Annotated in this window: 17 protein-coding genes; 12 read left to right on the forward strand and 5 right to left on the reverse strand. The window is 58.4% G+C overall.

Annotated elements, in window-relative coordinates:
• The first annotated feature begins 39 nt into the window (after positions 1 to 39).
• From ACYQ11_RS02285 to ACYQ11_RS02305, 5 genes are all read left to right on the forward strand, one after another.
• Positions 40 to 1,074, forward strand: a complete 1,035-nt coding sequence (locus ACYQ11_RS02285) for a 4Fe-4S dicluster domain-containing protein (protein ID WP_459922116.1) — start codon at positions 40 to 42, stop codon at positions 1,072 to 1,074.
• A gap of 103 nt (positions 1,075 to 1,177) precedes the next feature.
• Positions 1,178 to 2,020, forward strand: a complete 843-nt coding sequence (locus ACYQ11_RS02290; protein ID WP_459922117.1) for an FAD/NAD(P)-binding protein — start codon at positions 1,178 to 1,180, stop codon at positions 2,018 to 2,020.
• Positions 2,021 to 2,040: 20 nt separating this feature from the next.
• On the forward strand, positions 2,041 to 2,352 hold the full coding sequence (locus tag ACYQ11_RS02295) for an IscA/HesB family protein (protein WP_459922118.1): 312 nt from the start codon (positions 2,041 to 2,043) through the stop codon (positions 2,350 to 2,352).
• Positions 2,353 to 2,470: 118 nt separating this feature from the next.
• Positions 2,471 to 2,965: a hypothetical protein gene (locus ACYQ11_RS02300; RefSeq protein WP_459922119.1), complete on the forward strand. Its 495-nt coding sequence runs from the start codon at positions 2,471 to 2,473 to the stop codon at positions 2,963 to 2,965.
• A 245-nt stretch (positions 2,966 to 3,210) separates the two neighbouring features.
• The gene (locus ACYQ11_RS02305) at positions 3,211 to 5,148 is read left to right on the forward strand and encodes an ATP-binding protein (RefSeq protein WP_459922120.1); all 1,938 of its coding nucleotides are present in this window, start codon (positions 3,211 to 3,213) and stop codon (positions 5,146 to 5,148) included.
• Between the two features lie 25 nt (positions 5,149 to 5,173).
• On the opposite strand, the gene ACYQ11_RS02310 is transcribed toward ACYQ11_RS02305, so the two are convergent.
• From ACYQ11_RS02310 to ACYQ11_RS02325, 4 genes are all read right to left on the reverse strand, one after another.
• Positions 5,174 to 7,291: a response regulator gene (locus ACYQ11_RS02310; protein WP_459922121.1), complete on the reverse strand. Its 2,118-nt coding sequence runs from the start codon at positions 7,289 to 7,291 to the stop codon at positions 5,174 to 5,176.
• A 144-nt stretch (positions 7,292 to 7,435) separates the two neighbouring features.
• The gene (locus tag ACYQ11_RS02315) at positions 7,436 to 10,054 is read right to left on the reverse strand and encodes a hypothetical protein (protein WP_459922122.1); all 2,619 of its coding nucleotides are present in this window, start codon (positions 10,052 to 10,054) and stop codon (positions 7,436 to 7,438) included.
• Positions 10,055 to 10,490: 436 nt separating this feature from the next.
• Positions 10,491 to 11,945, reverse strand: coding sequence for a B12-binding domain-containing radical SAM protein (locus ACYQ11_RS02320; protein ID WP_459922123.1), 1,455 nt, complete (start codon positions 11,943 to 11,945; stop codon positions 10,491 to 10,493).
• Positions 11,935 to 13,371, reverse strand: coding sequence for a B12-binding domain-containing radical SAM protein (locus ACYQ11_RS02325; protein ID WP_459922124.1), 1,437 nt, complete (start codon positions 13,369 to 13,371; stop codon positions 11,935 to 11,937). The genes ACYQ11_RS02320 and ACYQ11_RS02325 overlap by 11 nt, the downstream gene beginning before the upstream one ends.
• Before the next feature lie 175 nt (positions 13,372 to 13,546).
• Here ACYQ11_RS02325 and ACYQ11_RS02330 point away from each other — a divergent pair, with 175 nt between their 5' ends.
• Entirely contained in the window at positions 13,547 to 15,430 is a 1,884-nt protein-coding gene (locus ACYQ11_RS02330; protein WP_459922125.1) for a methyltransferase domain-containing protein, read from the forward strand.
• Between the two features lie 78 nt (positions 15,431 to 15,508).
• The gene (locus ACYQ11_RS02335) at positions 15,509 to 18,310 is read left to right on the forward strand and encodes a WD40/YVTN/BNR-like repeat-containing protein (protein ID WP_459922126.1); all 2,802 of its coding nucleotides are present in this window, start codon (positions 15,509 to 15,511) and stop codon (positions 18,308 to 18,310) included.
• Here the strand turns inward: ACYQ11_RS02335 and ACYQ11_RS02340 are convergent.
• Positions 18,307 to 19,584, reverse strand: coding sequence for a sensor histidine kinase (locus ACYQ11_RS02340; RefSeq protein ID WP_459922127.1), 1,278 nt, complete (start codon positions 19,582 to 19,584; stop codon positions 18,307 to 18,309). The two genes, ACYQ11_RS02335 and ACYQ11_RS02340, sit on opposite strands and share 4 nt — an antisense overlap.
• Before the next feature lie 465 nt (positions 19,585 to 20,049).
• Here ACYQ11_RS02340 and ACYQ11_RS02345 point away from each other — a divergent pair, with 465 nt between their 5' ends.
• The 5 genes from ACYQ11_RS02345 (at position 20,050) to ACYQ11_RS02365 (ending at position 26,444) form a co-directional block, all read left to right on the forward strand.
• Positions 20,050 to 20,667, forward strand: coding sequence for a TetR/AcrR family transcriptional regulator (locus ACYQ11_RS02345; protein WP_459922128.1), 618 nt, complete (start codon positions 20,050 to 20,052; stop codon positions 20,665 to 20,667).
• A gap of 33 nt (positions 20,668 to 20,700) precedes the next feature.
• Complete coding sequence (locus ACYQ11_RS02350; protein ID WP_459922129.1) at positions 20,701 to 21,960, forward strand: thiolase family protein; 1,260 nt, start codon at positions 20,701 to 20,703, stop codon at positions 21,958 to 21,960.
• Positions 21,961 to 22,151: 191 nt separating this feature from the next.
• Complete coding sequence (locus ACYQ11_RS02355) at positions 22,152 to 23,669, forward strand: acyl-CoA dehydrogenase family protein (protein WP_459922130.1); 1,518 nt, start codon at positions 22,152 to 22,154, stop codon at positions 23,667 to 23,669.
• A 33-nt stretch (positions 23,670 to 23,702) separates the two neighbouring features.
• Positions 23,703 to 24,818, forward strand: a complete 1,116-nt coding sequence (locus tag ACYQ11_RS02360) for an acyl-CoA dehydrogenase family protein (RefSeq protein ID WP_459922131.1) — start codon at positions 23,703 to 23,705, stop codon at positions 24,816 to 24,818.
• Between the two features lie 27 nt (positions 24,819 to 24,845).
• Complete coding sequence (locus tag ACYQ11_RS02365; protein WP_459922132.1) at positions 24,846 to 26,444, forward strand: AMP-binding protein; 1,599 nt, start codon at positions 24,846 to 24,848, stop codon at positions 26,442 to 26,444.
• Positions 26,445 to 26,447 lie beyond the last annotated feature (3 nt).

Consider the following 26,447-nt stretch of genomic DNA (forward strand, 5'->3'; position numbering starts at 1 on the left):
AAAAAACTCAACAACGATCACAGCGAAAGGTACAAAACGATGAACATCTTACATATCGACAGGGCAAGCTGGGACAGGGGCGTGCTGAAATCCGGCGAATCCTATCTCCTGACCGGCCCGGTCAGGGACAAAAACACCCATGTCTTCAAAGACCTGAAAAACGGTGAACTTCCGGACATGGATTATACCGAAACGAAACTGTCTCCCAAGGCACTTCTTTTCCCAAAATCCGAAGTGATGCTCACTTACACGACAAACCCGGATGCCCCCGACTGCAACATCATGAAGGAACCGGCCAAAGCCTATCCCAAACGGGCGGTCATCGGCATCCGTCCCTTCGACGCCAAAGCCGTCGAGATTCTCAAGCTGAATTTCGACACCGACGAATACAAGGACCCCTACTTTCTCAATGCCTACAACGCCTGCACCTTCGTGGGTCTGGCCATCAATACCCCTTCGATCACGGATTTTTCCACCTCCTGCGGCACCGGCCCCTTTGACGAAGCCGGCCTCGACGTTCTGGTGGTCAGCGTGGACGACGGTTTTCTGGCGAAAATCCTGACGGACAAAGGAAAGGCCTGGGCCGACGCAGCCGGATTTTCCACCGCTGCGGGGGCCGATGCCGAATCCCTCATCGAGGAGATGAAACAAAAGGCCGAAGCTCAGATCGCTTCCCGGGTCTCCTTTGACAATATCGCCGGAAAAACCGTGCTCGAGCTGTTCGACGCCGACCACTGGCAGGACTCGGCCTTCGGCTGCATCAACTGCGGTACCTGCACCTACGCCTGTCCCACCTGCTGGTGCTTCGACATCCAGGACGAAACCTACGGTACCGAGGGCGTGCGCATCAAAAACTGGGATTCCTGCATGACCTCTCTGTTCACCCTGCACGGCTCGGGTCACAACCCCCGGGAACACGCCTGGCAGCGGACCCGTCAACGGTTCATGCACAAACTCAAATACTTCCAGGACAAATACAATCAGGGCATCATGTGTGTGGGCTGCGGGCGGTGCATCAAGCAGTGCCCGGCAAACATCGACATCCGCGACGTCTGCGAGACCATGAACAAGTAACGGCCATGGGCCGGTCCTTAAGGCAATCGGCCCGCAACGAAGCATGAAAGCCGTTTGGACCGGTACAACTGGCGACTTTCATATCAATCGAAGGAGAGGAACCGTGAACAATCCTTATATACCCTACCCGGTGCGTATCGATGACATACAGATCGCCACCGAAGACAAAAGTCTCAAAACCTTCCGGTTTGTTTTCCAAAACAAGGCGGATGAAGAAAAATTTGCGTACAAGGCCGGTCAGTTCGCTGAACTGTCCATTCCCGGCCTGGGTGAAATCCCCATTGGTATTGCCTCGTCCCCCACGGAAAAAGGGTTTGTGACCTTCACCGTGTTCAAGACCGGCAAGGTCACCAGCTATCTTCACAACATGAAGGTCGGTGAGACCATGGGCATCCGGGGACCCCTGGGCAACTGGTATCCCTGGGACACCCTCAAAGGAAAAAACATCCTGATCATCGGCGGCGGGTTTGCCTTCACCACCCTGCGCTCATCGATCAAGATGATGCTCGATCCGGCCAACCGGTCATCCTATGGAAACATCGACGTGGTCTACGGCGCCAGAACACCCGGCATGCTGCTGTACAAAGACGAACTGGTGGAATGGGAAAAACGCGACGACATCAACATGCATCTGACCGTGGACACCGAAGCCCCAGGCTGGAACTACCATGTGGGCTTCACCCCGGCCGTCACGGAAAAGGTCGCGCCCCAGGCGTCCGACGACACCTACGCCATCGTCTGCGGGCCGCCCATCATGATCAAGTTCACGCTGCCGGTCCTTGAAAAACTCGGTTACCGGAATAATCACATCATCATGAGCCTTGAAAACCGGATGAAATGCGGCATCGGCATGTGCGGGCGCTGCAACATCGGCCGAGAGCTGGTATGCAAGGACGGACCCGTGTTCACCCTGGATCAGATCAATCTGACGCCGAAGGAATATTAATTTAAGGAAGGAAACGCTCTATGTTCAACGTCACCCCAAAAGCCCAGGAACAGATCAGGGCTTATTTTACCGGCAAGCAGCGGATGCCGATCCGGGTTTTCCTGCACAACACCTGCTGCGGCTCGGAACTGGCCATGGCCCTTGACGAAAAAAAAGCGACCGACACCGTTTTCACCGTCGACGGGGTGGACTATCTGGTGGACCGTGACTTTCTGGCCGACGCCCAGCCCATTGGGGTCGATTACATCGAAACCGGATTCAAGGTCACCTCAAGCCTGAAACTCGGCGGCGGCTGTTCGTCCTGCGGTAGTTCGGGAAGCTGCTGTTCATAACAATGATAACCCGGCAGGTCGTCGTCCCACCGATGGACCCCCTTCGCTTATCCCTTGGGCTTTACGTGGGAGACGAGGGCCTGCCGGGCCCTCAACACCATGGGGAGGAAAAATCGTCATGATCCGCTGCATCCACAGCCATCCGAAATTCGAAAAAATGCTCGACGCCCTGAGAACGTCGGAAAAAATGGCGGTATCCGCCGCGAAAAAGGCCGATGACATCATTGCCGGCATCATTGAAAACGGAGACACTCCCCTGTCACGGCTCGGCAAATTCGCCCGCCACGGCGAAGTCCGCATCAAAAACTGCATCAAATTCGACATCGGCAAAGGCTACCGCATGGTCTGCGTCAAGGAAAACGACGCCCTCTTCCTCCTCTTCGTCGGTACCCACGACGACTGCTCGGCCTGGATCGAAAACAACCGCAATTTCACCCCCGACCCAAGCCGGAAAAACACCATCACCCACACGGTCAACCAGCAGGCATGCCCGGAACGCCCCGATGTCCCCCTGCCCGACGAACCCGACTACGACGCCCTTCTCTTCGAAAAAATCACCGACAAAGACCTGAAAACCGTGTTCCAGGGACTGATCCAGTCCGCGTCGTGCTGAGCTGACGCTCACGAATACGAGCACGATGATAGTACCAGGCAGTGATAAATCTTAGCGGTGATTTTCGTTACTTTCAGACCATCCATATTGACAACGCACCGAATCTATGAAATTTTTGGGCTGAATCCGTTTTTTTGGAAACGATCCGGCCGGTGGTTGTGGTTTTATTTTTGATGTCCTCTAAAGCGCCCGGGCATCATGCGCCGGCCGTATCATGTCCCTTTCCCCTTTCCAGGAGTCAGGCGTTGAATGTTCATCCGACCCAAAGCCCCTTCGATTTCCTGACCCTTGCCTTCAAGGGGGAGTGGAAACACCTCGAGCCGCTTTACATCGACCATCGCTATCACGAATCCCTGACCCGGATCCGAATCGTCATCGTTCTGGCCCTGGTGTTCTACCTGCTCTTTGCCGTGCTTGACGCCATTCTGGTTCCCCAGCAGAAATGGGTCTTCTGGGCCATCCGCTTCATTCTGGTGGGCCCCTTGTTTCTCTGGGCGCTCTGGTTTTCCTACCGCCCGAGCTTCATCCGATACAACCAGCACTGTTTTTTCTTCGTCAGCTTCATGGCCGGGGCCGGCATCGTTCTCATGGTGATTCTCGCCGATCCTCCGGCGACCTATTCGTATTATGCGGGCATCATTCTGGTATTCATCACCATCTACACCTTCATCCAGATGCGGTTTCTCTGGGCGGTGGCCTGTTCCTGGCTGATTTTCCTCGTCTATGAAATCGGAGCGATCTGGTTTGCCCGAACCCCCGCCATCATGCTGATCAACAACAACTTTTTTTTCGTATCGGCCAATATCTTCTGCATGCTCTCGGGCTATTCCATCGAAATCAACAGCCGGACCCGCTTTTTTTCCACCTGGAAACTCGAACAGACGAAAAACGAGCTGGCCGATATCAACCGCGAGCTGGACGAGCGGGTCCAGGAACGGACCCGGGAGCTCGAGGCCGTAAACGCCAGTCTCAACATAGAAATCCAGGAGCGGATCAGGTCCGAGGAAAACCGGATCAGGATGGAAAAGGAATTCAGCCGGAAGCAGAAACTCGAAGCCATCGGCATCCTTGCCGGGGGCATCGCCCATGACTTCAACAACATTCTTTCGGCGGTCATCGGTTTTTCGGAGGTGCTTTTGGATTCCCTTGACGAAACCTCCGATGAGCATCGTTACGCCACGGAGATTTTAAACGGCGGCATCCGGGCCGGCGAGCTGGTTCGTCAGATTCTGACCTTCAGCAGCCAGACCGAAGAGGATGTCCGGCCCGTACCCGTGGGACCGGTTGTCAGCGAGGCACTGAAACTGATCCGGGCCACCATTCCCGCCGAAATCGCCATCATCCCGATAATCGAAAGCAAGGCATGGGTGATGGCCGATGAAAGCCAGCTTCACCGCATCGTGATGAACCTGTGCACCAACGCCTATCACGCCATCGGAGACAAAAGGGGAACCATTACGGTCAGGGTGAAAACAACCGTTATCGACCGCAACATCACCTGGGGAGCCGACTCGCCCGAACCGGGAGAGTATGTGACCCTGACCGTCATCGACACGGGATGCGGCATGCCGACCGAGGTCCTGGAAAAGATTTTCGACCCCTTCTTCACCACCAAGGCGCCGGATCAGGGAACCGGCATGGGCCTTTCGGTGGTCCACGGCGTGGTCAAGTCCTACCGGGGCGGGATCCATGTCTGGAGTGAGCCCGGCCGAGGATCGACCTTTGTGGTCTATCTGCCCGTCACAACCATCAGCCTGGGGGGAAAAAACGCCGATTGTTCGGATCTTCCGCGGGGGACCGAATCCATCATGATCGTCGATGACGAACCCGCTCTGGTGCTGGTGATGCAGCGCAAGCTGGAATCTCTGGGATACAAAACCGAGGGGTTTTCGGACAGCGAGGAGGCCCTTCACTCGTTTACAGAGCGCCCCGAGGCCTTCGATCTGATCATCTCCGATTGCAGCATGCCCCGGCTCTCGGGCATCGAGCTGGCCGAATCCATGCTGGCGATCCGGAAGGATCTGCCGATCATCCTCTGCACCGGCTACACGAAAAACATCACCCAGCGGGAAATAAAGACCCGGGGGATTCGCTCTCTTTTGATGAAACCCGTCTCACGGCTCACCATCGCCTCGGCCGTCCGGGCCGCTCTGGACAGCGACACCAGGGAGCCGAAGCAATAGGGACCATAGAATCCGTTGAATCCGTTCAGACGCCGTCGGACTCCGTCTGCGTCCATCGTCTGAACACCTTAAACACCGCCTCGATGTCGACGGGTTTGGTCAGAAAGTCGTCCATACCGCTTTGCAGACACCTCTCACGGTCACCGGTAAGGGCGTTGGCCGTCATGGCGATGACGGGTGTGCGGGGAAGACGCCGAAGAGCTTCCTCGGCGCGGATGATACGGGTGGCGTCAAAGCCGTCCATCTCCGGCATCTGACAATCCATGAGGATCAGATCGTAGGTTTTTTCCCTAAAGGCCGCCACGGCTTCCCGGCCGTTCCGGGCCACATCCATGTCGATACGCTCGTGTTTCAGCATGCCTTTCATCAATTCCCGGTTGACCCTGTTGTCCTCCACCAGGAGAACGTCAAGGGGATGCAGGCGGCCTTCGGTGAAGCCTTGGCCGAATCGCCGGGATTCCTTCACGGCCTGCGGTACGTTCATGCCCGGGATGGCGGCAAGAGCCTCGATCAGGGATTTCGGCCGAACCGGCCTCATCATCAATGCGTAAATGCCGAACCGCCGACGCAGATCGTCCAGAAAGAAATCACGGCGCGAGGTCACCAGGGCGACGGCCGGAGCGGACAGATCCGGGAGCCTGTTTTTTGCCAGGTCATCGACCGTCATCTCCAGTACCAGCACGGCGGAGGGCCTTCCGTCCGGAAGACCGGCAGGCTCGCCCCCATCGACGGACGGCCATGACACATCGCCGGGGTCTTTCAGCTCTTCACAGATTCCGCCCCAGTGTTCAAGCTGCTGCCTGATCCGGCGTCGCTGTTCAGGGTGACGGATGCACAGACCGAACCGGATCCCCTCTGCGGATCGAAACACAGGCGTCCGGGCTTGGTCGGCACCCACCGACGTGGGAATCGATACGCAAAAAAGACTTCCCTCACCCGCTTTGCTTTCGACACGGATCGTCCCGTTCATCAGATCGACCAGGCGTTTCGAGATACTGAGACCCAGTCCGCTACCGCCGAACTCGCGAGAGGTGGACACATCGGCCTGGGTGAAATGATCGAACAGGGCGTCACGCCGGTCTTCGGGAATGCCGATGCCCGTATCCCGGACCTCGACATGAAGCACCGGAAGGTCGCCGTCGGGATTTTCGACACGACCGGTGACGGCCACCTCACCGTTTGAAGTGAATTTCAGAGCGTTGCCCGCAAGATTCAACAGAATCTGTTTGAGCCGGATGGGGTCACCGGTCAAAACGGTCGGACTGTCCGGATCCATCATGCAGATAAACTCAAGACCCTTTTCGGCGGCGGTAAAGGCCAGGGCCGACGACAGGCTGTCCAGAAGGTCGTTGATATCGTAGGCGATCCGTTCCAGTTCCAGCCTGCCCGCCTCAATTTTCGAAAAATCGAGAATATCATTGATGATGGCCAGGAGGAAGTCGGAACTGCTCTTTACGGCGTCGGCATAAACGCGCTGTTCATCGTTCAGCTGGGAATTCAAAAGCAGGGCGTTCATTCCGATGATGCCGTTCAGCGGCGTTCTGATTTCATGGCTCATGTTGGCCAGAAAATCGCCTTTCGCCCGATTGGCGGCATCGGCGCGTTTGACCGCAGCAAGCAGTTCCTTTTCATTGTCGTCCCTGATTTTCTTGAAGATCACCACCAGGGCGATGCTCATGGCAAGACCCGCAATGATGGTGGGGATACCTAAGTACCGGGTTTCAACCGCATCGAGCGTGCAGGAAAGCTGCCAGGTGCTGATGACGGCGACCAGAACCCCGATGACAACGGTCGTAACGATGTCGATCATCAGACCGGCATAGATGATCATGGGGATATAAAGGGCAGGAAGCATCAGAAGGATATGAAAGGTGTCCATGGGCTCGTCGACCAGGAAACTCTGCAGCGGCCGGACAATGCAGAGCAGAACGAAAACGATGCCCACCATCAGATAAGAGGCCGTGGCCACATGACCCAGCCTCGCGACGCCAAAGGAAACGACGGCCCCGATGGCAACGAACACGGTGACCATGGCGATTTCGCGAAACCCGATATGCACCAGGCTGTACGTAAACAGCGCGGCGATGACCATGGTGGCCACGGCACTGTACGACACGATTTTTTTTCGGTATTCAGGTGTCATAATGCCCCACAGGCGGCACGGCATGATGGGAGGCGACGGCTGGACGCCGGCTTTTCACATTCAGAACTGACTTTTTTTAATCATCGGCGCATGGGTGACACTTCTTTAGTCATCATGTCAACTCTGCATCCGACCATGAACCGGTCACGGCCCGCCGTCCGGTTCCACTTCCATGATGCGAAGGCTCCGGCCGTCGGGGTCCGTTTCAAGGACGACATACACTGTGCGCCCGGCGTCTTCCCATAAAAACACCGTGTAACCCGGCCGATCGGCCAAAAGCGTCGCGCCGATGGTCTTGGCTTCACCTTTTGCCATGTCTCTGACCTGACGCTCGCCGGGTGACGGTCCGGCTTCCCCGGGCCAGGAATAGCGGATCAGAGTGATTTTACCGTGGTGCCGTATATTACGATCGGAGTCGACGGACCCATCGACGCGGATCACGGCCTCGCCATGGCGCGTCACACAATCCTCCATGTCATAGCCGTCAAGGACACTGAACACCGGCTGAGCGTCGCAGGGGGCATCGTTGGTTTCATGGTCCTCGTCAAGGGTGTCGATCGCGGCCGATCGCTTTTTCAGCATCGCCGCTTTTTTGGACGGCTCTTTCACGGACGCGGCCTTTGAACCCTGAATGGTCCGTGCCTGACCCACGGACACGGCGCGGTTTACGGCAGACGGAACCGAGACGGAGCGGTCTGCGTCTCTCGACATGCCGGTCCGGTTCAAGGCCTCGTTCCGCACGATCTCAGGGCCTTTTTCCCATGGCCTCGAAGGTTTGATTTTTGCCGAAGATGCCTCCGAGTCCGCCATGTCCCATTCCACCCGCACCACCGTGCTCGACGCAAGGGGTTGGCCCGTTCCATCCACGATGGCAAACAGACATCGACTCGGGTGGTCAGGCACCTTGAAGGACAGGGTTCCCGTGGGACCGGACAAGGCCTTGACGTTCAGCGCTGAATCAGACCCGACGAGGCCTCCCTTGAAAAGCCCCAGGGAAAGATCGGACCTGAGCCAGGCGCAGCGGTATGAGACGGAGAGCGTCGACCCCGGCCGACAGCTTGCCGGTACTCCGTCGATGGCGTAGTCGCCGCCGCCCGGCCAGAAATTGTAGTCCATTTCAACGCGATTGTTATAAATATTCGTATCATAATTGCATCCCTGGGTCGTAAAGACCGCGACTTTGTATATGCCGTCGGTCAACGGGGCACCCGGACTCCGGGAATCACGAACGTCAAAGGGCCCCATCGAAACGACTTCACCGAAAGCGATGGGCGAAGAAGCCTGGCGGATGGTATCCTCACGAACCATGATCGTGGTCGGTCCCTTGCCCACAAAAATTTTCGCAGCCATGGCAAACACACTGACGGCGGGATCGACTCCGTTATTTTTTACCTGATAGGCAACCTGAAAACGTTCCCCGGATTTGATGATCCGGACATGGTCGACGGCAAGGTCCGGCGCGGGCGGAGTTTCCTCGCGCACGTCAAACTCTACCACGGCCTGATTGTTGGCGCTGTCGGCGTCCTGACCTGCGATGGCGCCCCCCAGGGTGAAACGGACCACGCAGCGGTAATGGCCCGCTTTAGGCCGCGTGATGTTGGCCCTGAATTGAACGGTTCCGTTCAGATCGATGGAAAGCGACGTATTCGGGGCGTTGTTGATGTAGTTGGGCTGAAAATAAAAGGCACCGGTTGTGGGACCAAGGAGGGTGCCCTCATGATAGGTCTCGATGCTGGGGGTGAGCGTGAACCCGTCTATGGCGATGGTGCTGTAGTTCCGGACGGTACAGACCAGGGCGATGGTTTTGATGGTGGTCAGGTCCGTCGATCCCCCGCTTCCTGAAGCGGACACATCTGTCCGCTCGATACCCAGATCGATGGACGTTTCAGCCGGACTGCCCGCGCCCGAAAGGTCGTAGGTGGTTTCCACGCTATTGTTGTAGATATCGGCATCGTAACTGCACCCCTGGGTCGTAAAGATCGCGATGCGATACGACCCGTCGGGCAGGGGCGCGTTGGGATCTCGCGAATCGCGTACGTCAACGGGCCCCATGGAAACGGATTCTCCCGGAAGTATGGGCTGACCGGCCGCACGGATCGTGTCCTCCCGAACCATGATCGTGGTCGGCCCCATACCCACAAACAATCTGGCCTCCATGGCAAACACACTTGAGGCGGGATCGGTCCCCACGTTTTTCACGTCATAGGCGACCTGAAAACGGCCTGTGGTCCGGGTCAGGCGGACATTGACGACGGCAAGATCCGGACTGGGCGGCGTCTCTTCCCGCACATCGAACTCCACCACGGTCTGATTGTTGGCGCCGTCGGCGTCCTGACCTGCGATGGCGCCCCCCAGGGTGAAACGGACCACGCAGCGGTAATGACCCGCCCTGGGCCGCGTGATATCGGCCCTGAATTGAATGGTGCCGTTCAGATCGATGGAAAGCGACGTATACGGGGCGTTGTTGATGTAGTTGGGCTGGAAATAAAACGCTCCGGTTGCGGGACCAAGGAGCGTCCCTTCATAATACGTGTCGATACTCGGGGTAAGCGTGAACCCGTCAAGGGCGATCGCGCTGTGGTTCCGGACGGTACAGACGAGGGAGATGGGCTTGATGGTGGTCAGGTCCGTCGACCCGCCGCTTCCGGAGGTGAACACATCCGTCCGTTCGATGCCCAGATCGATATAATCCTCGGCCTGGGCGGCCAGGGCAAACAGGGATACAACAAGCCACACCATACCGGCGAGAACGAACCGTCTCATCTGAACTCTCCTTTTCGATTGAATAATGCGGGCAGCGAACGCGCACGTCCCGACGCACAGGATTTCTATGACTCAAGTTCAACGGGAAGTCAATAGGCCGGATGCGTCGATCCAAGGCCATCGCATGCCTGTTCATTAAAACAGCCGTTCACGTTTACGGTCACGCGCACGATCACGTTTACGATGTCGGTGCCGGGCTGTGACAAACCTGTTTCCTTCGTACTCTTTGTGTTCTTCAGGGAGCGCAGCGACCGGCTGGTTGAATGGTTTGACCACGAAGCTCACGAAGACACCAGGACACAGAGAAAACAAGACCATGACAGGGGTATAGGCACGGCCTCAGACTGTGTCACGCCACGTGCAGGTCCAGGCGATGGCCCCTTCAGGTAAAAACGCAATCAACCGGGCGCAGACATGAGATGGCCCTGTGCGTCGATCACCGGATCAGATTCACCAGCAGGCGCAGGGCGTATCGGCCGTAGTTCCACAGACACACGGGATTATCCAGGGTGTCCCTCACGCGTGCGGCGATGTAGGCGGGACGGGCGTAATAGGTAAACAGAACACGTTTGCGGAACCGCTTTAACTGGGCCCGGGTCAGCCGGCGGGTGCCGGTTGCGGGGCGTGCGAAATAGTCGCGGCCCAGGGTATCGAAGGGTTTCAGACCGTCACGGGCGCACAGACGGGCCAGGGTGGTTCTTGCATAGGGTATGGGAATGTGGATTTCGATGAAGTCGGCGTCGAGGTCGAAAATCAGGCGGCGGGTCGCTTCAAGATGACGCCTGTCTTCCCAGGGGAAGCCTGCCATGTAGAATCCGAAAATCAGGAGCCCCGCCTCACGGGCAAGCCGAACGGCCCGACGGCTGTCGGCCGTTGTGGCTCCCTTGCCCATGCGCTTGAGGGACGTGTCGCTGCCCGATTCAAAGCCGAAGGCCACCAGCCGGCATCCGGCCTGTTTCATGGCGACAAGGGTTTCAAGGTCAAGGGGCCGGGTCCTGGAATTGGCCACCCAGCCGATGTGCCCGTGGAGTTCGGAGCGGATAAGTTTATCGCAAAGCGCCTTCACCCAGACGGCGTCCAGGGTGAAGGTATCCGATTTCAGAAAAAACTGACGGATGCCGTAACGGTGAAAACACTCCCGCATTTCGGCAAGGACATTGTCCGGACTGCGCTTCCGAAGCTTTTTCCCGGAAATGACGGGGGTCAGGCAGTAGATGCAGCCTGAAGGACAGCCCCGGGCCACGGAGATGGTGGCCTGGGGCTCGCCGGTATCGGGCCTTTTGTAACGGGTGTTGGGCATCAGATGCCGGGCCGGGAAACGGAGCATGTCGAGGTTTTCTTCAAAGCGCGACATATCGGTTTTCACCCACCGGCCGGCCTGTTTGTACAAAATGCCGGACAGGTCGTCGCAGGGCAGGCCCCGGACATGCCGGCGGATCAGCCGGGCGGCCACGAATTCACATTCTCCGCCGATCAGGTAATCGACATGGGACAGGTCCAGCCGGGCGAGCAGATCCGGATCGGCATCGAAAAACAACGCGCCTTTGAGAATCACGGTGCACGTGGGCCGCTTTGTCCGAATCAGAGCCACCGTGTCCAGATCGTCAAAAATCGTGGCATGGGTGATGCTGATGAACACCAGGTCGGGACGAAAAGCATCAAGGTCTTTGAGCAGGTGAGCGAGGCGCCCTTTTTCGGCCGGATAATCCCGGATCATCACCCGGTACGGCAGATGGGAAAGCCCGGCAGCCACATAGCCCAGGTCGTTGCAGGCCCTGATGCTGGTGGCGGCGGAATCCTCGATGTTCCCCTGGCAGCGGTCCTCACCGCGCTGGAAGGCCCGGCCCGGTGGGTACATCAAAAGGATATTTTTTTTCGAATCATTCCTCATCGCCGTACCTCGACAGATAGCGCCAGGCAAACCCAAGGGTCCGGGCAAGGGAAAGCCGATTGATCTGCGCAAGCCCCACCACCATGGTCAGGCCGAACACAAAGCGGTCAAGGGGCCCTGCGGGAATCCGGATCAGGTGCCGGACCAGACGGGTCGGCAGCCGGAGCAAAAGGAAGGCGAACATCCGCTTCTGGAGCCGGACCAGCTCGGGGGCCGGGTCAAGGGGACTTTGGTTGAAATAGGAATAGGGCTCACAGGAGTTGTGGCTTTGGGATTTAAGGCGGCCGGTGTCCAGGCAGTGCCGGTGAATCGCCGTGCCCGGATAGGGATTGAGCAGGCTGCACCAGAGAAAAGCAGGCCGGAGACGGCGGTTCAGCGCATAGGTTTCAAGGGCCTGATCCAGGGTCTCACCGGGAAGGCCCACCATGTTGAAGGTCTGAAGAAGGATGCCGTGTTGCCTGAGACGATCGGCGGCGCGGATCAGGCTTTGATTGGAGACCTTTTTGCTCAGAAGACCGGTCCGAAGCGTTTCGTTTCCGCTTTCAAGACCGATTTTCACTGCATGGCACCCGGCCTGTTTCAGCATCCGGACCCGTTTTTCCGACAGCGCCCCAGCCACGGAATTGATTTTGAACGGCAGGCCGATCTCCCGGCCGTAAGCCCGGCAGAAATTATCGAGCCATGATCGGGGGGCCAGGGTGAAACTGTCGTCGTCAAAGGTAACAAAAAGGGTTTTGCCACAGGCGGTGAGAGCCTTCACCTCGGCGATGATCCGCGCCGCGGACCGCCGCCGGACAACCGTTCCTTTTCCCTGATACAAGGCGTTGTACTGCGGGTTAAAACAGAAGGCGCAGGCCCCCGGACAGCCCCGGCCGGTCATGACCACACGGTGGTAGAGAAGATCATGGTTCTTCTTGCGGTAAAGAGAATAGGCATCCGGGTAGAGGCGCCGGTCCGCATCGGGCAAACGGTCCAGGTCGCCGATCAGGGGGCGCAGGGGCTGCCGGATGAGCCCTTTTTGAGTTTTCACATGGAAATTCAAAACCTCCCGGCCATCCCCGCCCCGGGAAAGGGCGTCCAGATAGGCACACAGGGCCCTGTCCCCTTCCCCGACACAGACGGCATCCAGGCCGCAGGACTCAAGAATCTCCGGATAAAAGGTCGGATGCACGCCCCCGGCGATGATCTTTCCCGAAAACCGGGGCCGGAGGGTTTCGATTAAAGAGGTCATAAACGGCACTTCCCCGGTGGTGACGGAAAAGGCGATCACATCCGGATTACGGCCAAGCACGGCCCCGGCCGGATCAGCCTCCAGATCCGCCACCACCAGCCCGCACCGGTGCCCGGCCCGTTTCGCCGCGGCCGACAGGGCCATGACGCCGGGTTTGGCAAAGACATCCTTCTGAACAAAAACAAGAAAAGCCAAAAAAACTCCCTTTCGTGATCAACCCGAATCTGCTTGACATAAAAAAAGCACTCTGTATATAGATTTTTCCATGTTTTTCCCATTTGGTAAATATGGTTTTCCATCGCCCGTCCCGTCACCCAAATTCCGGAACAATCTGTCGTTTGTGATCCATGCTGCGGCGGACAAACCGTTGATGCTGCTCAGAGCCTTCATTTTTTTCATTAAAAAAATCCTGGGCCGACCCGTGGTCCGGGGCATGGACATCGCCGTCAGCTACACCTGCAACCTGTCCTGCCCCCATTGCAACGTGGCGTCCCAGCATGACCCAAACCGGCCGGAACTGGACGATGAACGGATCATCGACGCCATCGGTCAGCTGAAAAAGGCCGGGGGATTCTACGTGACCTTCACCGGGGGTGAAATCCTTCTGTTCCGGAAACGGCTGGCCCGCATCATCGAACGGGTCGGCAAACGCTCCATGCTCTATCAGGTCCAGACCAACGGCGTCCTTCTTTCCGATGCCGTGTGCCGGGAACTCAAGGCCATGGGTGTGGACAACGTGCAGATCAGCTTCGACACCTTTCACGAAACCGGCAACTGGTCCGAGGTTCTCGCCGTCAAGAAAAAACAGCTTCACATGGTCCGGCGCCACGGCATGGACGTGTTTTTTACCTGGCTGGCCTCCCACGACTCCCTGGCCGGCCATGAAATCCGGGACATCATCCGGTTTTCAAACACCCACACGGTGAAAATCGGCCTGAATTTCGCCGTGCCCCAGGGAAGGTGGGCCGACAACCGGCGCATGCTGCTAAGACCCGACGACAGCCGCAGGCTGAGGGCCATTTCACGGGACAACCCCTATCTTTACATCGACCTTGAAAACAACCTGATGAACTACGGATGCCCGGCCTTTTCCGAGCGCCTGCACATCAACGCCTACGGCGATGTCCAGCCCTGCACCTTTTTCCAGATTTCCTTCGGCAACATCGGCAAGGAACCCCTGTCGATCATTCTGGACAGAGGCCGGCGGCATCCCCTGTTCCACGGATTCCCCGACCACTGCCCCCCGGCGGAAAATCCCGATTATATCGATCGCTGGGTCAAGGGCTCCTTTGACCGCCTCCCCGTCGACCACCAGACCTTTTTCACGGGGGAATACCCGCCCTGCGCGGTCTGCGGCAGCCCGGTAAGCCTGTCGTTTCTGTCGAATTTAAGGGAAGTGGAATACGGCCTGCCCTGGACCGGACGACTGATGCAGTGCCCTGCCTGCGGCCTGGTTCAGCAGTCCCCCATGCCGTCCGTCATCGAGGCCCTTTCCTTTTACCCCGATGAATACATTCATTATAATCCCCAGCCGGAAGGGTTCCGGGGGTTTCTCATGGGCATCTACATGCAGCGGACCGTCCGTCTGCTCAAACGGCTGGGGGTTCGACAGGGCATGACGCTTCTGGACATCGGCTGCGGGGCCGGTGAAAAACTTGCCGTGCTCAGGGACCGCTTAGGGCTTGATGTGCGGGGCGTCGAACCCTCGGCCTCAGCAGCTGAAAAGGCCCGAAGCCTCTTCGGCCTCACCGTTTCGGCCGGCACCTTCGACCCGTCGGATTATCCGGACACCAGCCTCGATGTGGTCCGCATCAACCATGTGATCGAGCATGTGCCCGACCCCGTGGGGCTTCTTGACGGTATTTATCGGATTCTCAAGCCCGGCGGCCTGTTGATCGGTGAAACGGAAAACCTGGACTGCCCCAGCTTCACACTGTTCGGCAGGTACTGGGCTCTTTTGCACCTGCCCTATCACCTGATTCTTTTCACGAAAGACACCCTTCGCACAACCTTCGAGCGAAGCGCCTTCACATCGGCGACCCTCATCGACACCGGCGATCCTCCGGCCTGGTCCCTGTCGCTTCAAAACGTCCTGCGCCGGAAAAAAACCGCCGCCGAACGTTCCTCCTCCCGGATGCCCGGTTACGTGGCCCTGACCCTGGCATCGGCCCCCCTGACCGTTCTTGAAACCCGTTTGGCAAAGGGACCGGTCACCACCTTCCATGCCCGCAAACCCCGACAGGACGTTTTTTAACGGGTTGTAATTTTTTATTGTTTTTACGGTCGGTTCATGATTTAAAGAACAAAACATGCTTACATCAAGAGGTTTTTCATGAAACACGGTTTTTCGGCCTGCCGTCCGGCCGCCCTGCTTTTCCTGGTCGTCATCCTTTCCTTTTCCCCCTGCGCCCAGGCTGCCTGGGAAAAAATCAGCATTCCCGGCAACCGCGAATCTCTGGATACCGTCTGGGGAACCTCAAACGACAACGTCTATGTGATCGGGTTCACGGGGCACATCTATCATAAGGAACAGGCGGAGTTTGAGGAAATCACCGACACGGTGTTCGGGAACTACAGCATCAACACGACCCTGACCGCTCCGGAAACCTACCCCCTGACCCGCCTACCCTACGGCATGGGCGGAACCTCGGCGGACAACGTTTTTATCACCGGCATGACGGTGAAAACCGTTTATCTGAGCACCGGTGCGCCCTGGGCCACGACCTTTTACGAAGCCGAACCTTTTGTGATGCGCTTTGACGGGACATCCTGGACCGACATCCCCCTTGACGGCACGCTGGACGATAAATACGTCCCCCAGGTGATCGTCGGTATCTGCGGCACCGCTCCGGACAGCATGTTTTTCTCCGGATGGAAGGTCATTCGGCAGAGTGTGGGAGAAACCACCGTCGATGTCAACACCGGCGTTGTTCTGAGCCTTGACGCCCTCAGCGGTCAGTGGACCGGCGAGGTGGGCAACGGGGATCTTTCGGGCACCACCTACACCGACCGGATTCCGGAAATCAACGAAATCGCCATGGCCGGCCCCGATGACGTGTATGCCGTGGGCCTTCGGGGTCTGATTCTGCACAAGAACCTGTCCGGCGGGGACTGGAACCTGGTGGCCACCGAGTCCAGCAGCCTTTATTTTCTCCGGGTCTGGGCAAAAGACGCAAACCAGGTGTTTGCCGCGGGATTCAACAACTCCAACTCACGGGGCATCATCTACCGGTACGCCAACGGAAGCTGGACGGCCATGGGAATGCCCGCCCTCAAGCAGGGGCAGATTCCCGCGCTGTGGGGGGTCTGGGGTGATACCGCCTCGTCCATGGTTCATGCGGTGGGCAATACGGGAACGGCCATTTACTTTGACGGCAACTCGGGCAACCAGTGGTACGCCACGGTCAGCGGCACCACCACCAGCCTCAACAGCGTCTGGGCGGCCGATTTCAATCACGCCTACGCCTGCGGCGAAGACGGCAGCGTGTACTATTATACCGAAGGCATCAGGACCAACGGGGTCAGTGCCTACCCCATGATCTCCATTGCCCCCGGCGAAATCGAATTCACGGACATTTCCCCCGGTGAGGTCAACCGCTGGGAATGGGATTTCAACGATGTGACCTCAACGCCCGTGGCTCCCACGGCGGATCTGGATTACGCCATTCTGGTGACGGCTGTTTCGGACAGCACCATCAACGGACACCGCATCAGGGTGCAAAACGACAACGATACCCAATCCGTCTATCTTGAAACCGCCCAGGCCGCTGCGGCCCAGGCCGATGTGGGGGGCAGGCTCCTTGTCACCGCCGTTCCCGGCAGCGCGGCCAACGGAACCAACATCCACGTCCAGGAAACGGCCACCCTGGCCGTGCCTGCGGTCTACCATCACAAGACCGAAATCATCGTCAAGGCCGTGGCCGGCGTCACCACCTGCGCAGAGGTGGCGGCCCTGCTCGAATCCCTTGACCTGATCGATACCGCCGTTCCCGATGATCCCGCTGCCCTCTGGTTCGAAACCTTCGGGGAAGAGGTGGCCGCCGCCGCCCTCACAGGGGGCCGGGCCCCCACCGTCACCGTGTGGATCGACTCGGGTTTTTCCACCCACCGGGAGATCGCCCGGGCCCTTGAAACCCACGAATGGGTGGCCGCGGCCGCGGCCGACAATCCCGACGCCGTCTGGGTAAGAGGGCGCGAGATCTACAGCAACGTGGCGGTCTTTGCCGGGGGCCGGGACGACAGCAACCTCTATGTCAACACGGACACCGCCATCGACGACTATTACACGGCCGTCCACACGTACGAACAGCCGGGGGTCTACACCACGGACCTTTCCATCATCCGCCCCGCCCTGCCCCCCGTCGGCACCCTTACGGTCCGGCAGGAACAGCGGCCGGATGTCCTGACCTACACCCAGAGCCTGTTCGCGGCGGCAACACCGGGATCGGCCCTCAACGGTTATTCGGTCAACATCGAAGACGGCGGCCCCGGATGCCTGCCCCATCTGGTGTGGGACGACACCCGTGTCACCGCCGTCATCGAATCCGGCGTGACCCTCACCTCACAGATCACGGATCTTTTGCTCCGGCATCACCTGATTCTCTTCACCGATGCCCCCTATAAGGACAAACCCTGGTATGTGGCGTCCGTCGGTTCGCCCGATACGGTCAGCCTCTACGGGGGAACCGACGCGGGTGTCGAGCAGTCCTCGGTCACCGTCCGGGTCCTGTCTGAAAACCCGCTGGATTTTGCCGTCACCCCCTCCACCGGGGTGGGCGATCTTCTGGCCGTCTTCACCATCACGGCGGACCCTCTGATCCAAAACAGCATCTACAAGGCCACCTGGTACTTCGATTACCGAAGCACCCTCAACTACGGCTCCGTCGGTGCCGGCACCATCAAGATCACCACCGACCCCGATGAGGTCATCACCCATCACTACACCGGCATCGGCACCTACAACGTGGGTGTTTCGGTACTGCTTGACGACAATTCGACCTTCGATCTGTTCAAGGAGGACGCCGTGATCGTCCGGAGCCCGGACGAAGGGAAAAGCAGCCTGGAGGGCGGCTCGGGTTTGGGGGATATGTCGGGATGTTTTATCGGAAGCGTTTTTCCGAATGATCACGACTAACTGCAGAGGGGCACGCGGATAATGAAGGTGGTGCCTGAGCCCGGTTTGCTTTCACAGTCGATGCTGCCGTTGAGGGCCTGGGTGACCAGATTGTAGACCACAAAAAGGCCAAGGCCGCTGCCGCCCTGCTCGCGCCGGGTGGTGAAAAACGGATCGAAAATCTGCCGGACGGTGTCCTCGTCCATGCCCTTGCCGTTATCCGTGCAGCTGAGCACAAGAACCTCCCCCTCGGTTTTGACATCGAACACGATGGTGCCCTGCTCCATGGACTCGAACGCATGGGTGTTGGCATTCATCACGAAATTGGTGATGATCTGGGCCAGGGCGCCGGGGCGGCTGTCAAAGATCAGATCCGGCGGACAGTTCACCTCGATCCGCCTTCCCGCCTGTTTGTATTCCACGCTGAGGCTTGACAGCACTTCACGGATATACTCGTCCACGATGATCTTCCTGGGCTTTTCACTGGCCTGATCCACGGAAACCTGCTTGAAATTGCCGACCAGATCCCCGGCCCGGCCCAGGTTCTTGCTGATCATGGTCGACCCGTCATACACCGTTTTCAGGAATTTCGAGAGCCTTTCCTGGTCCAGCGTTCCCGCAGCCAGCCGGGCTTCCAGCTTTTTGACCTGATCCATGATGAAGGTCGACGCCGTGATGCCGATGCCGATGGGGGTGTTGATCTCATGAACCACGCCGGACACCAGGCCGCCCAGAGAAGCGAGCTTTTCCTGCTGGATCAGCTTGTCCTGGGCGTATTTCAATTTGGTCAGAGACTCGTTAAGTTCCTGATTGATGGCCTGAAGCCGGCGTTCGGTCTGCTCCCGTTCGGCGATATCCCGGGAGAGCCGGTTGTTCAGCTGTTCGAGTTCCAAGGTTCTCTGGCTGACTTTTTTCCGAAGTTCCTTGTTTTCCAGGCAGCGTTTGACCCGGAAATAGATCTCTTCGCTTTCGGCGGGCTTGAGCATGAAATCATCGGCGCCTAATTTGACGGCGTTCATGGCGCTTTTCATATCGGCGTGACCGGTGATGATGATCACCATGATGTCCGGATGCATGGCCTTGGCGGCGACCAGAACGTCCAGACCGTCGATTTTCAGCATCCGGAGGTCGGTCAGCACCAGATCGAACTCGCTTGCCTGTAGGCGTTCGATGGCCCGTTCCCCGCTCTCCGCCCGATCCACGACATAGCCCTCCTGTTCGAGAAGCCGAGCCGTATTCTGAAGAATCAGGGGCTCGTCGTCGACCAGAAGGATTCTGTAATGCTGTTTCACCATGGCGTCATCCGCGTTTTTAAAAGCCAATGTCGTTAACGTAACGATAAATTTCGTTATATCAGATGATGGGCACGCGTTGCTTTGCCCATCCTACCTTTGTGTCGTACGTAGGATGGGCAAAGCGCAGCGTGCCCATCAGAATTATACGTTTGTCACATTAAGTTTAATCGCTTTTACCATCAATCGGCAAACAGCTCAACCTTCTTTTATTATTGTCAATATTAGGGGATACCCAGGAAGGATAATATCCATTTCCCTGTTGACGGAACAAATCAAACCTGATAGTGACATTTTAAACGGTCGGTTTACAATCCGGCCGGTCGGTTTGCACCGGCCATCACGTTTCACGTCTTATGTCGTTTCGTCACACCAGATATTAAAAAAACACCGTTGTCATTCATTCCGGACCTTTTTTGGGAATCGGAATGGACCACATGCTTACCCCAAATGTGAAGGGAGAGGCCCATGCCCCCCATTCCGGAACTGGAAGCCATTCGGCGTGCCCAGATTCTTTCGGCCGCCATCACCATCATCGGACGATCCGGTTACGCCCAGGTGACCATGGCCGATATCGCCAGGGAGGCCAACCTGTCCAAAGGGGGCCTCGCCCATTATTTCGCCTCCAAGGACGATTTGTTCAAAGAAGCCTTCAAATCCTATTACGGACAGATTCTGACCCTGTTCAAGGACGGCATCGAAAAAAGCCCGGGGCCCATGGACAAAATTCTGGGTTTCGGTCTGCCCCTTTTTATCCGTGAGACCGAAGACGTTCAAAGCGCCCATCGCATCATTTTCGATTTCATGTCCCTGGCCGCCCACAACGAGGATTACCGCCTGTTGTTCAGCACCTGGATCAACGAATGGGTGGCCGTCAAAAAACAGGCCCTTGACGAGGGCGTCAATCAGGGCCTGTTTACCGACCATGATACGGATAAGACCGCCCGGACCATTTCCGCCATTTTTCACGGCATCTACCTGCGCTGGTTCCTGGACCCGGAGCACCATACGGTCACCTGGGCCGAGCAGGCTTTCACCGAAGCCATCACCTCGTATCTGAAACCGTACATGGGGCAGACGCCCTGACGTGAACCATTTTCTTTGAAGGAGATTTATCTCATGCGAGATGTATTCATCATCGGCGCCGGGATGACCCGATTCGGAAAATACCCGGATCGAAACATGAAAAGCCTGGCCGACGAAGCGGTCAAAAACGCTCTGGCCCATGGGGGCATGGACAAAAAGGACATCGCCATGGCCGCGGTGGGCAACGCCTACCAGGGACTGGTCACCGGCCAGGAATCCATAAGGGGCCAGGTGGTGCTCCGGGCCATGGGTATCGGGAACATTCCGGTGATCAATGTGGAAAACGCCTGCTGCTCGTCGGCCACGGCCTTTCAGGTGGCCTGGATGAACGTGGCGTCCGGCATGTACGACACGGCCCTGGTCCTGGGCATGGAGAAAATGTACATGGAGGACCGGGAAAAACGGCTGAAACTCTTTTCCTCGTCGGCGGATGTGGAAGTGATCGAGATGTTCGTCAAGGCCATGAAAGCCGATGCCGAACGCAAACGAAAAGAAGCGGAAGCCCGGGGAGAATCCCCCGACCCCGGCAAATCCAAGGGCAAGGGCGGCAGCGCCTTCATGGACCTCTACGCCGCCGCCACCCGCATGCACATGGACAAATACGGCCTGACCCAGCGCCAGCTGGCCGTGGTCAGCGCCAAAAACCACACCAACAGCGCCGGGAACCCCTATGCCCAGTACCGCCGGCCCTACACCGTCGAAGAGGTGCTGGCCGCCCCGCCCGTGGCCTACCCCCTGACCCAACCGATGTGTTCACCGGTGGGCGACGGGGCGGCGGCTTTGTTGCTCGCCTCCGGCGACGTCATCCGGCGAAAGGGCCTGGCCAAACCGGTCAAAGTTCTGGCCACGGTGGTGGGCGGCGGCATGGACCGTGGCTTCGACGACCCGGACCTGACCGAGCGCCTGGCCCATATCGCCTATGAAAAAGCCGGGGTGGGCCCCGAGGATGTGGACGTGGCCGAAGTTCACGACGCCTCGGCTTTCGGCGAAGTTATCCAGACCGAAGGCCTGGGTTTCTGTGCCAAAGGCGACGGCGGTCTTTTCGCAGAGCGGGGCCATTCGGCCCTCACCGGAAGGCTCCCCGTCAATCCCTCCGGCGGTCTGGAATCCAAGGGCCATCCCGTGGGGGCCACCGGCGCGGCCCAGCTGGTGGAACTGGTCTGGCAGCTGAGGGGCGAAGCCAAAGGACGCCAGGTCGACAACCCCCGCATCGCCCTGGCCGAAAACGGCGGCGGCAACATCGGCATCGAAGAAGCGGCCATGGTGATCACGTTGTTACAGAAGGATTTCTGATTGCCCCCGGCGGCCCTGCCGGGGGCCAAACTTTTGAAAAGTTTGACAAACAGATGGGGGAAAGACGCACCTTGGGACACACCTTCCTACCCATTTGTCCAGATTTTTAAAATCTGGTCCCCCGGAATGGCCGCCGGAGGCCACAAAAAAATCAAACGAACCGGTTTTTCCATATAGCCAAGGAGGCCCGTATGCTCTCACGTTCTGAAACACGTTTCTATTCGGATCTGTCCCCGCGATTCGACGATACCTTCCTGAGTCTGAAGGCCATCGCCCGGCAGCCCGCCGCCATGGTCCGTGAAACCCGGAAAGTCGTGGCCCTGGCCCGCAAGTTCAACGCGGAGGTGGTGCGCCCGGCGGCCCTTCCTTTGGACAGGCGCATGCAGGAAGACCCCGCTCACCTTCCCTGGGAGTTCGTGCGCACGGCCAATGAGTGGGGACTTTACACCCTGTGGTTTCCCAAACTGTTCGGCGGCAAGGGGTACAACCTTCTGTCCATCGCCCCCTTTCTCGAAGAAATCGCCTCCGAATGCCTGGCCATGGCCAACCTGATCGGCGTGCATTACCTGGGATTCGGCGTGGCGGTCTCGTCCTGGAACACGGGCCTGATCAACCGCCTGTGCCGGGATACGATAGAAGGCGAGAAAACGGGCAAGCCCTGCCTGATCTCCCTGGCCCTCACCGAACCCGGAGCCGGAACCGATGTGGAGGAAACCGATCTGATGGACAAAGGCCGGGTCACCTGCCATGCAAAAAAGGTCGAGGGCGGTTATGTGGTGAGCGGCACCAAGGTGTTCATTTCAAACGGACACCTGTCCCACTGGCACATGCTGATCGCCTACGAAAACCTTGACAAACCCTCGGCCGGCACGGTGATGCTGGCCGTTGAAACCGGCACGCCGGGCTTCAGCTTCGGGCGCATGGAGAAAAAAATGGGTCAGAAAGGCTGCCCGGCCAGTGAACTCCGGTTCGACAACTGTTTCATTCCCGATTCCCAGATCATGATCAACACCGATCAGGCCCGCTCTCTGAAACGGACGCCCAGAGAAACGAACATGCAGATCATCGATTACTATTTCTCCGCATCCCGGGCCGCCGTGGGGGCCTTCGGCATCGGCGCGGCCCGGGGCGCCTTCAATGCGGCCCGTGACTACGCCGCCTCAGCCTCCGTGGGAGGCGAACGCCTGATCGACCGCGAATGGGTCCAGTCCATGCTCTCTGAAATGTACAAAAACGTCGTCCTCGGCCGCCTGGCCTACAATGAAGCCAACTACGCCACGGCCATGCACGGCATGTTCAAGATGATCCAGCAGAAACACCTGTTCTATCTGACGAAACTCACGCCGAAAATCATCTTCGATAAAATCATTCAGCCCCTTCTGGACAACCCCCGGCTCCTCCGGTTGGTCCGGAAATTCAATTTCGACATGCAGAGCGACCGGGAAATCGCCGTGACCTCAGGCCTGGCCTCCCTGGCCAAATTCGCCGGCACCGACGCCGGCATCAAAAACTGCCACATGGCCCTGGAACTGATGGGACACGCCGGGCTTCGGCACGACATGCGGGCTGAAAAATGCCTTCGGGACGCCAAGCTGCTGCAGATCTACGAAGGCACCAACCAGCTCAACCGGCTGAACCTGTTCAAATGCCTGATTGCGGACGATGCGTCAACGGTCAGGGTCTTTGAAGAACGTCGGGCGGACGCCTGATCACCCGAAAACCACACGATCAAGGAGATGACCATGCTTGCCGTCAACAGCAAAGAGATGTCCCTTCTGGAAAAAGCGGCCCATGATTTTTCGCGCAAGGTGCTGTTTCCCCAGCGCGAAACCAACGATACCTTCCCCTTCGGACCGCTCTTCATACCGGCCGTCGACCAGGCCTTCGGCCTTGATTTTTTCCACGCGATCCTGCCGGAAGACATCGGCGGACTGGGCCACGGCATGACGGCCCTTTGCGTGCTGCTTGAAAACCTCTGCACCGAAGACAGCAGTCTGGGGGCCATCGTCTTCACCCACTCGGCCGCCCTGTCGCTGATGACGGCCGCCAAGGACACACCGGCCCTTGAATCCGTCGCCTCTGCAAAAACAACCTTCGACGCGCTCACGGCCCTGCCCGTGTTCATCAATCCCCTGGATCAGGACAATCTTCCCCGGGCCGTAAAACGCTCCGGCGATTTTCAACTCACGGGAACGCTGGATTACCTGGTTTTGGGAGGCCTGGCCGGAAAGGCCCTGATCCCGGCCCGGACCGACGATCATCGGGCCTACTCCTGGTTCCTGGTCGATTCTTCCCAGGCCTCCGTCAAAAAGAGTGAGCCGGTCCTGAGCCTTGGCCTGCGGGCCTGTCCCGCGGTGGATGTGACGTTCGACGGGGCCCCGGCCCGGCTGGTCGGCGATGAAAACCAGGGCGACGCCCTGTTCACCGCCATGGCCGACCGCATGCACACGGCCGCCGCCGCCATGAGCCTGGGGATCATGAAAGGGTCGTTCAAGGAGGCGACGGACTACGCGAAAAAACGGGAACAGGGGGGCCGGAAGATCATCGACTGGTCCGAAATGCAGATGATCCTGGGCACCATGGCCGTCCAGGTCAAAGTCGCCGACCTCATCGTCTCTCGCGCCTCGGCCGCCGTGGACGGTGAGGAAAAAGACTGGCCCCTGAGTTCACGGGCCGCCGCCCTCCATGTCCAGAGTCTGGCCTGCGACCTTGCAACCGACGGGGTCCAGGCCATGGGCGGTGTGGGATACATGAAGGATTTCGGACAGGAAAAACGGTTCCGGGACGCCAAGCAGCTTCAGGCCCTTTTGGGTATGGCCCCGCTGAAAAAAATCCGTTTTCTGGAAAACTTCATGTAATACTTAAATAAAAGGAGACTGGGTTTTATGGCCGGACTGAAGGTTCACCTGCCTGTTTTTCAATGTTTCCGATACAAAACCGTCGACCCGGACGAAAAAAAATTCATCTTCGTCAACGCAGACGGGTCCGATGAAACCGTGACCATGGGCGATCTGTTCACCCAGACCAACCGGCTCAGCCGAGCCATGCTCCGGGCGGGCATCGGCCGGGGGGACCGGGTCGTCGTTCTGATGCGCAACCACCCCGAATTCCTCTATGCGATGTTCGCCGCCATGTCCATCGGTGCGGTCACCGTTCCCGTGGACCCCCGGTCAAAGGGCGAGAAGCTCGTGTTCCAGATCAACAACACCCGATCAAAGGGCATCCTTGTGGCCGACGAGTTCCTGGATAGCCTCACGGCCGTCGAACCGGACATTCAAAGCGCCAAAATTCTTGGGGTTCTTTACAAAAACCACCATGGAATTCCCATCCGCTCCGATGTGCCCAGCCTCAACCACATCCTTGCCACCGAATGCCCCGATCCCCCCGACGGCATCCGGCCCTTCGATCCGAAGCAGCCCGTCCAGATCATCCACACCTCGGGCACCACCGGCGACCCCAAAGGCGTGGTGCTCAGCGGCGACCGTCTCCGGGCCTACGGCATCCTGGCCCGCATGGTCTGGAAATACAAAAACGACGAGGTTCCCTTCACCGGCCTGTCGCTGACCCACGGCAACGCCCAGTCGGTCACGGTCTTTCCCGTGCTGTCGCTTCGGAACCGGCACGCGGTGATCGGGGAGAAATTCTCCAAAAGCCGGATCTGGGACATCTGCCGGACCTACGGCTGCACGACCTTCTCCCTTCTGGGCGGCATGATGGCCGGGATCTTCAACGAACCTCCCAGACCCGATGATTGTGACAATCCGGTCCGGACCGTGATCAGCGCCGGAACCCCCCGGGCGATCTGGGCGGATTTCGAAAGAAGGTTCAACGTGAACATTTTCGAGTGGTATGCCGCCGTCGAAGGCGGCCTGGCCTACAAACGTCCGGGCAAGGGCCCCGTCGGCTCCTTCGGCAAACCCAACCCCCTGATGTACCGGATGAAGATCGTCGATGAAAAGGACCGGCCGGTGCCCCCGGGCGAAAAGGGCGAGCTGATCTGCAAAATGACCTTCGGAAAAACCCGGGTCCGCTATTTCGGAAAGGACAAGGCTTCCACAGACAAGACCCGGGGCGGATGGCTACGCACCGGAGACATCTGCCACCGGGACAACGACGGCTACTTTTTTTTCGACTTCCGTGTGGGCGGCGGCCTCCGACGCCAGGGCGATTTCATCCAGCCCGACCTGATCGAAAAAGTGATCGGCGAAGACAAAACGGTGTCGGAGGTCTGCGTGTACGGCATTGCCGCCGCCTCGGGGGCGCCGGGGGAATCGGATATCGTGGCGGCCATTGCGCCCTTTGACGGCAATGCGCCGGATATCGAGGCCATCCGCCTTCGCTGCCGCGAAACGCTCGAAAAGAACAGCGTCCCCACCTATTTGCAGATCGTCGACGAGATTCCCAAAACCGTTTCGGAAAAAGCCCTGTCCCGGGTGCTTCAGGACGCCTTTGACCCGGAGGCCGACAACGTCATCAGATTATAAGGA

It is taken from the genome of Desulfatiferula olefinivorans (genome assembly GCF_054657895.1).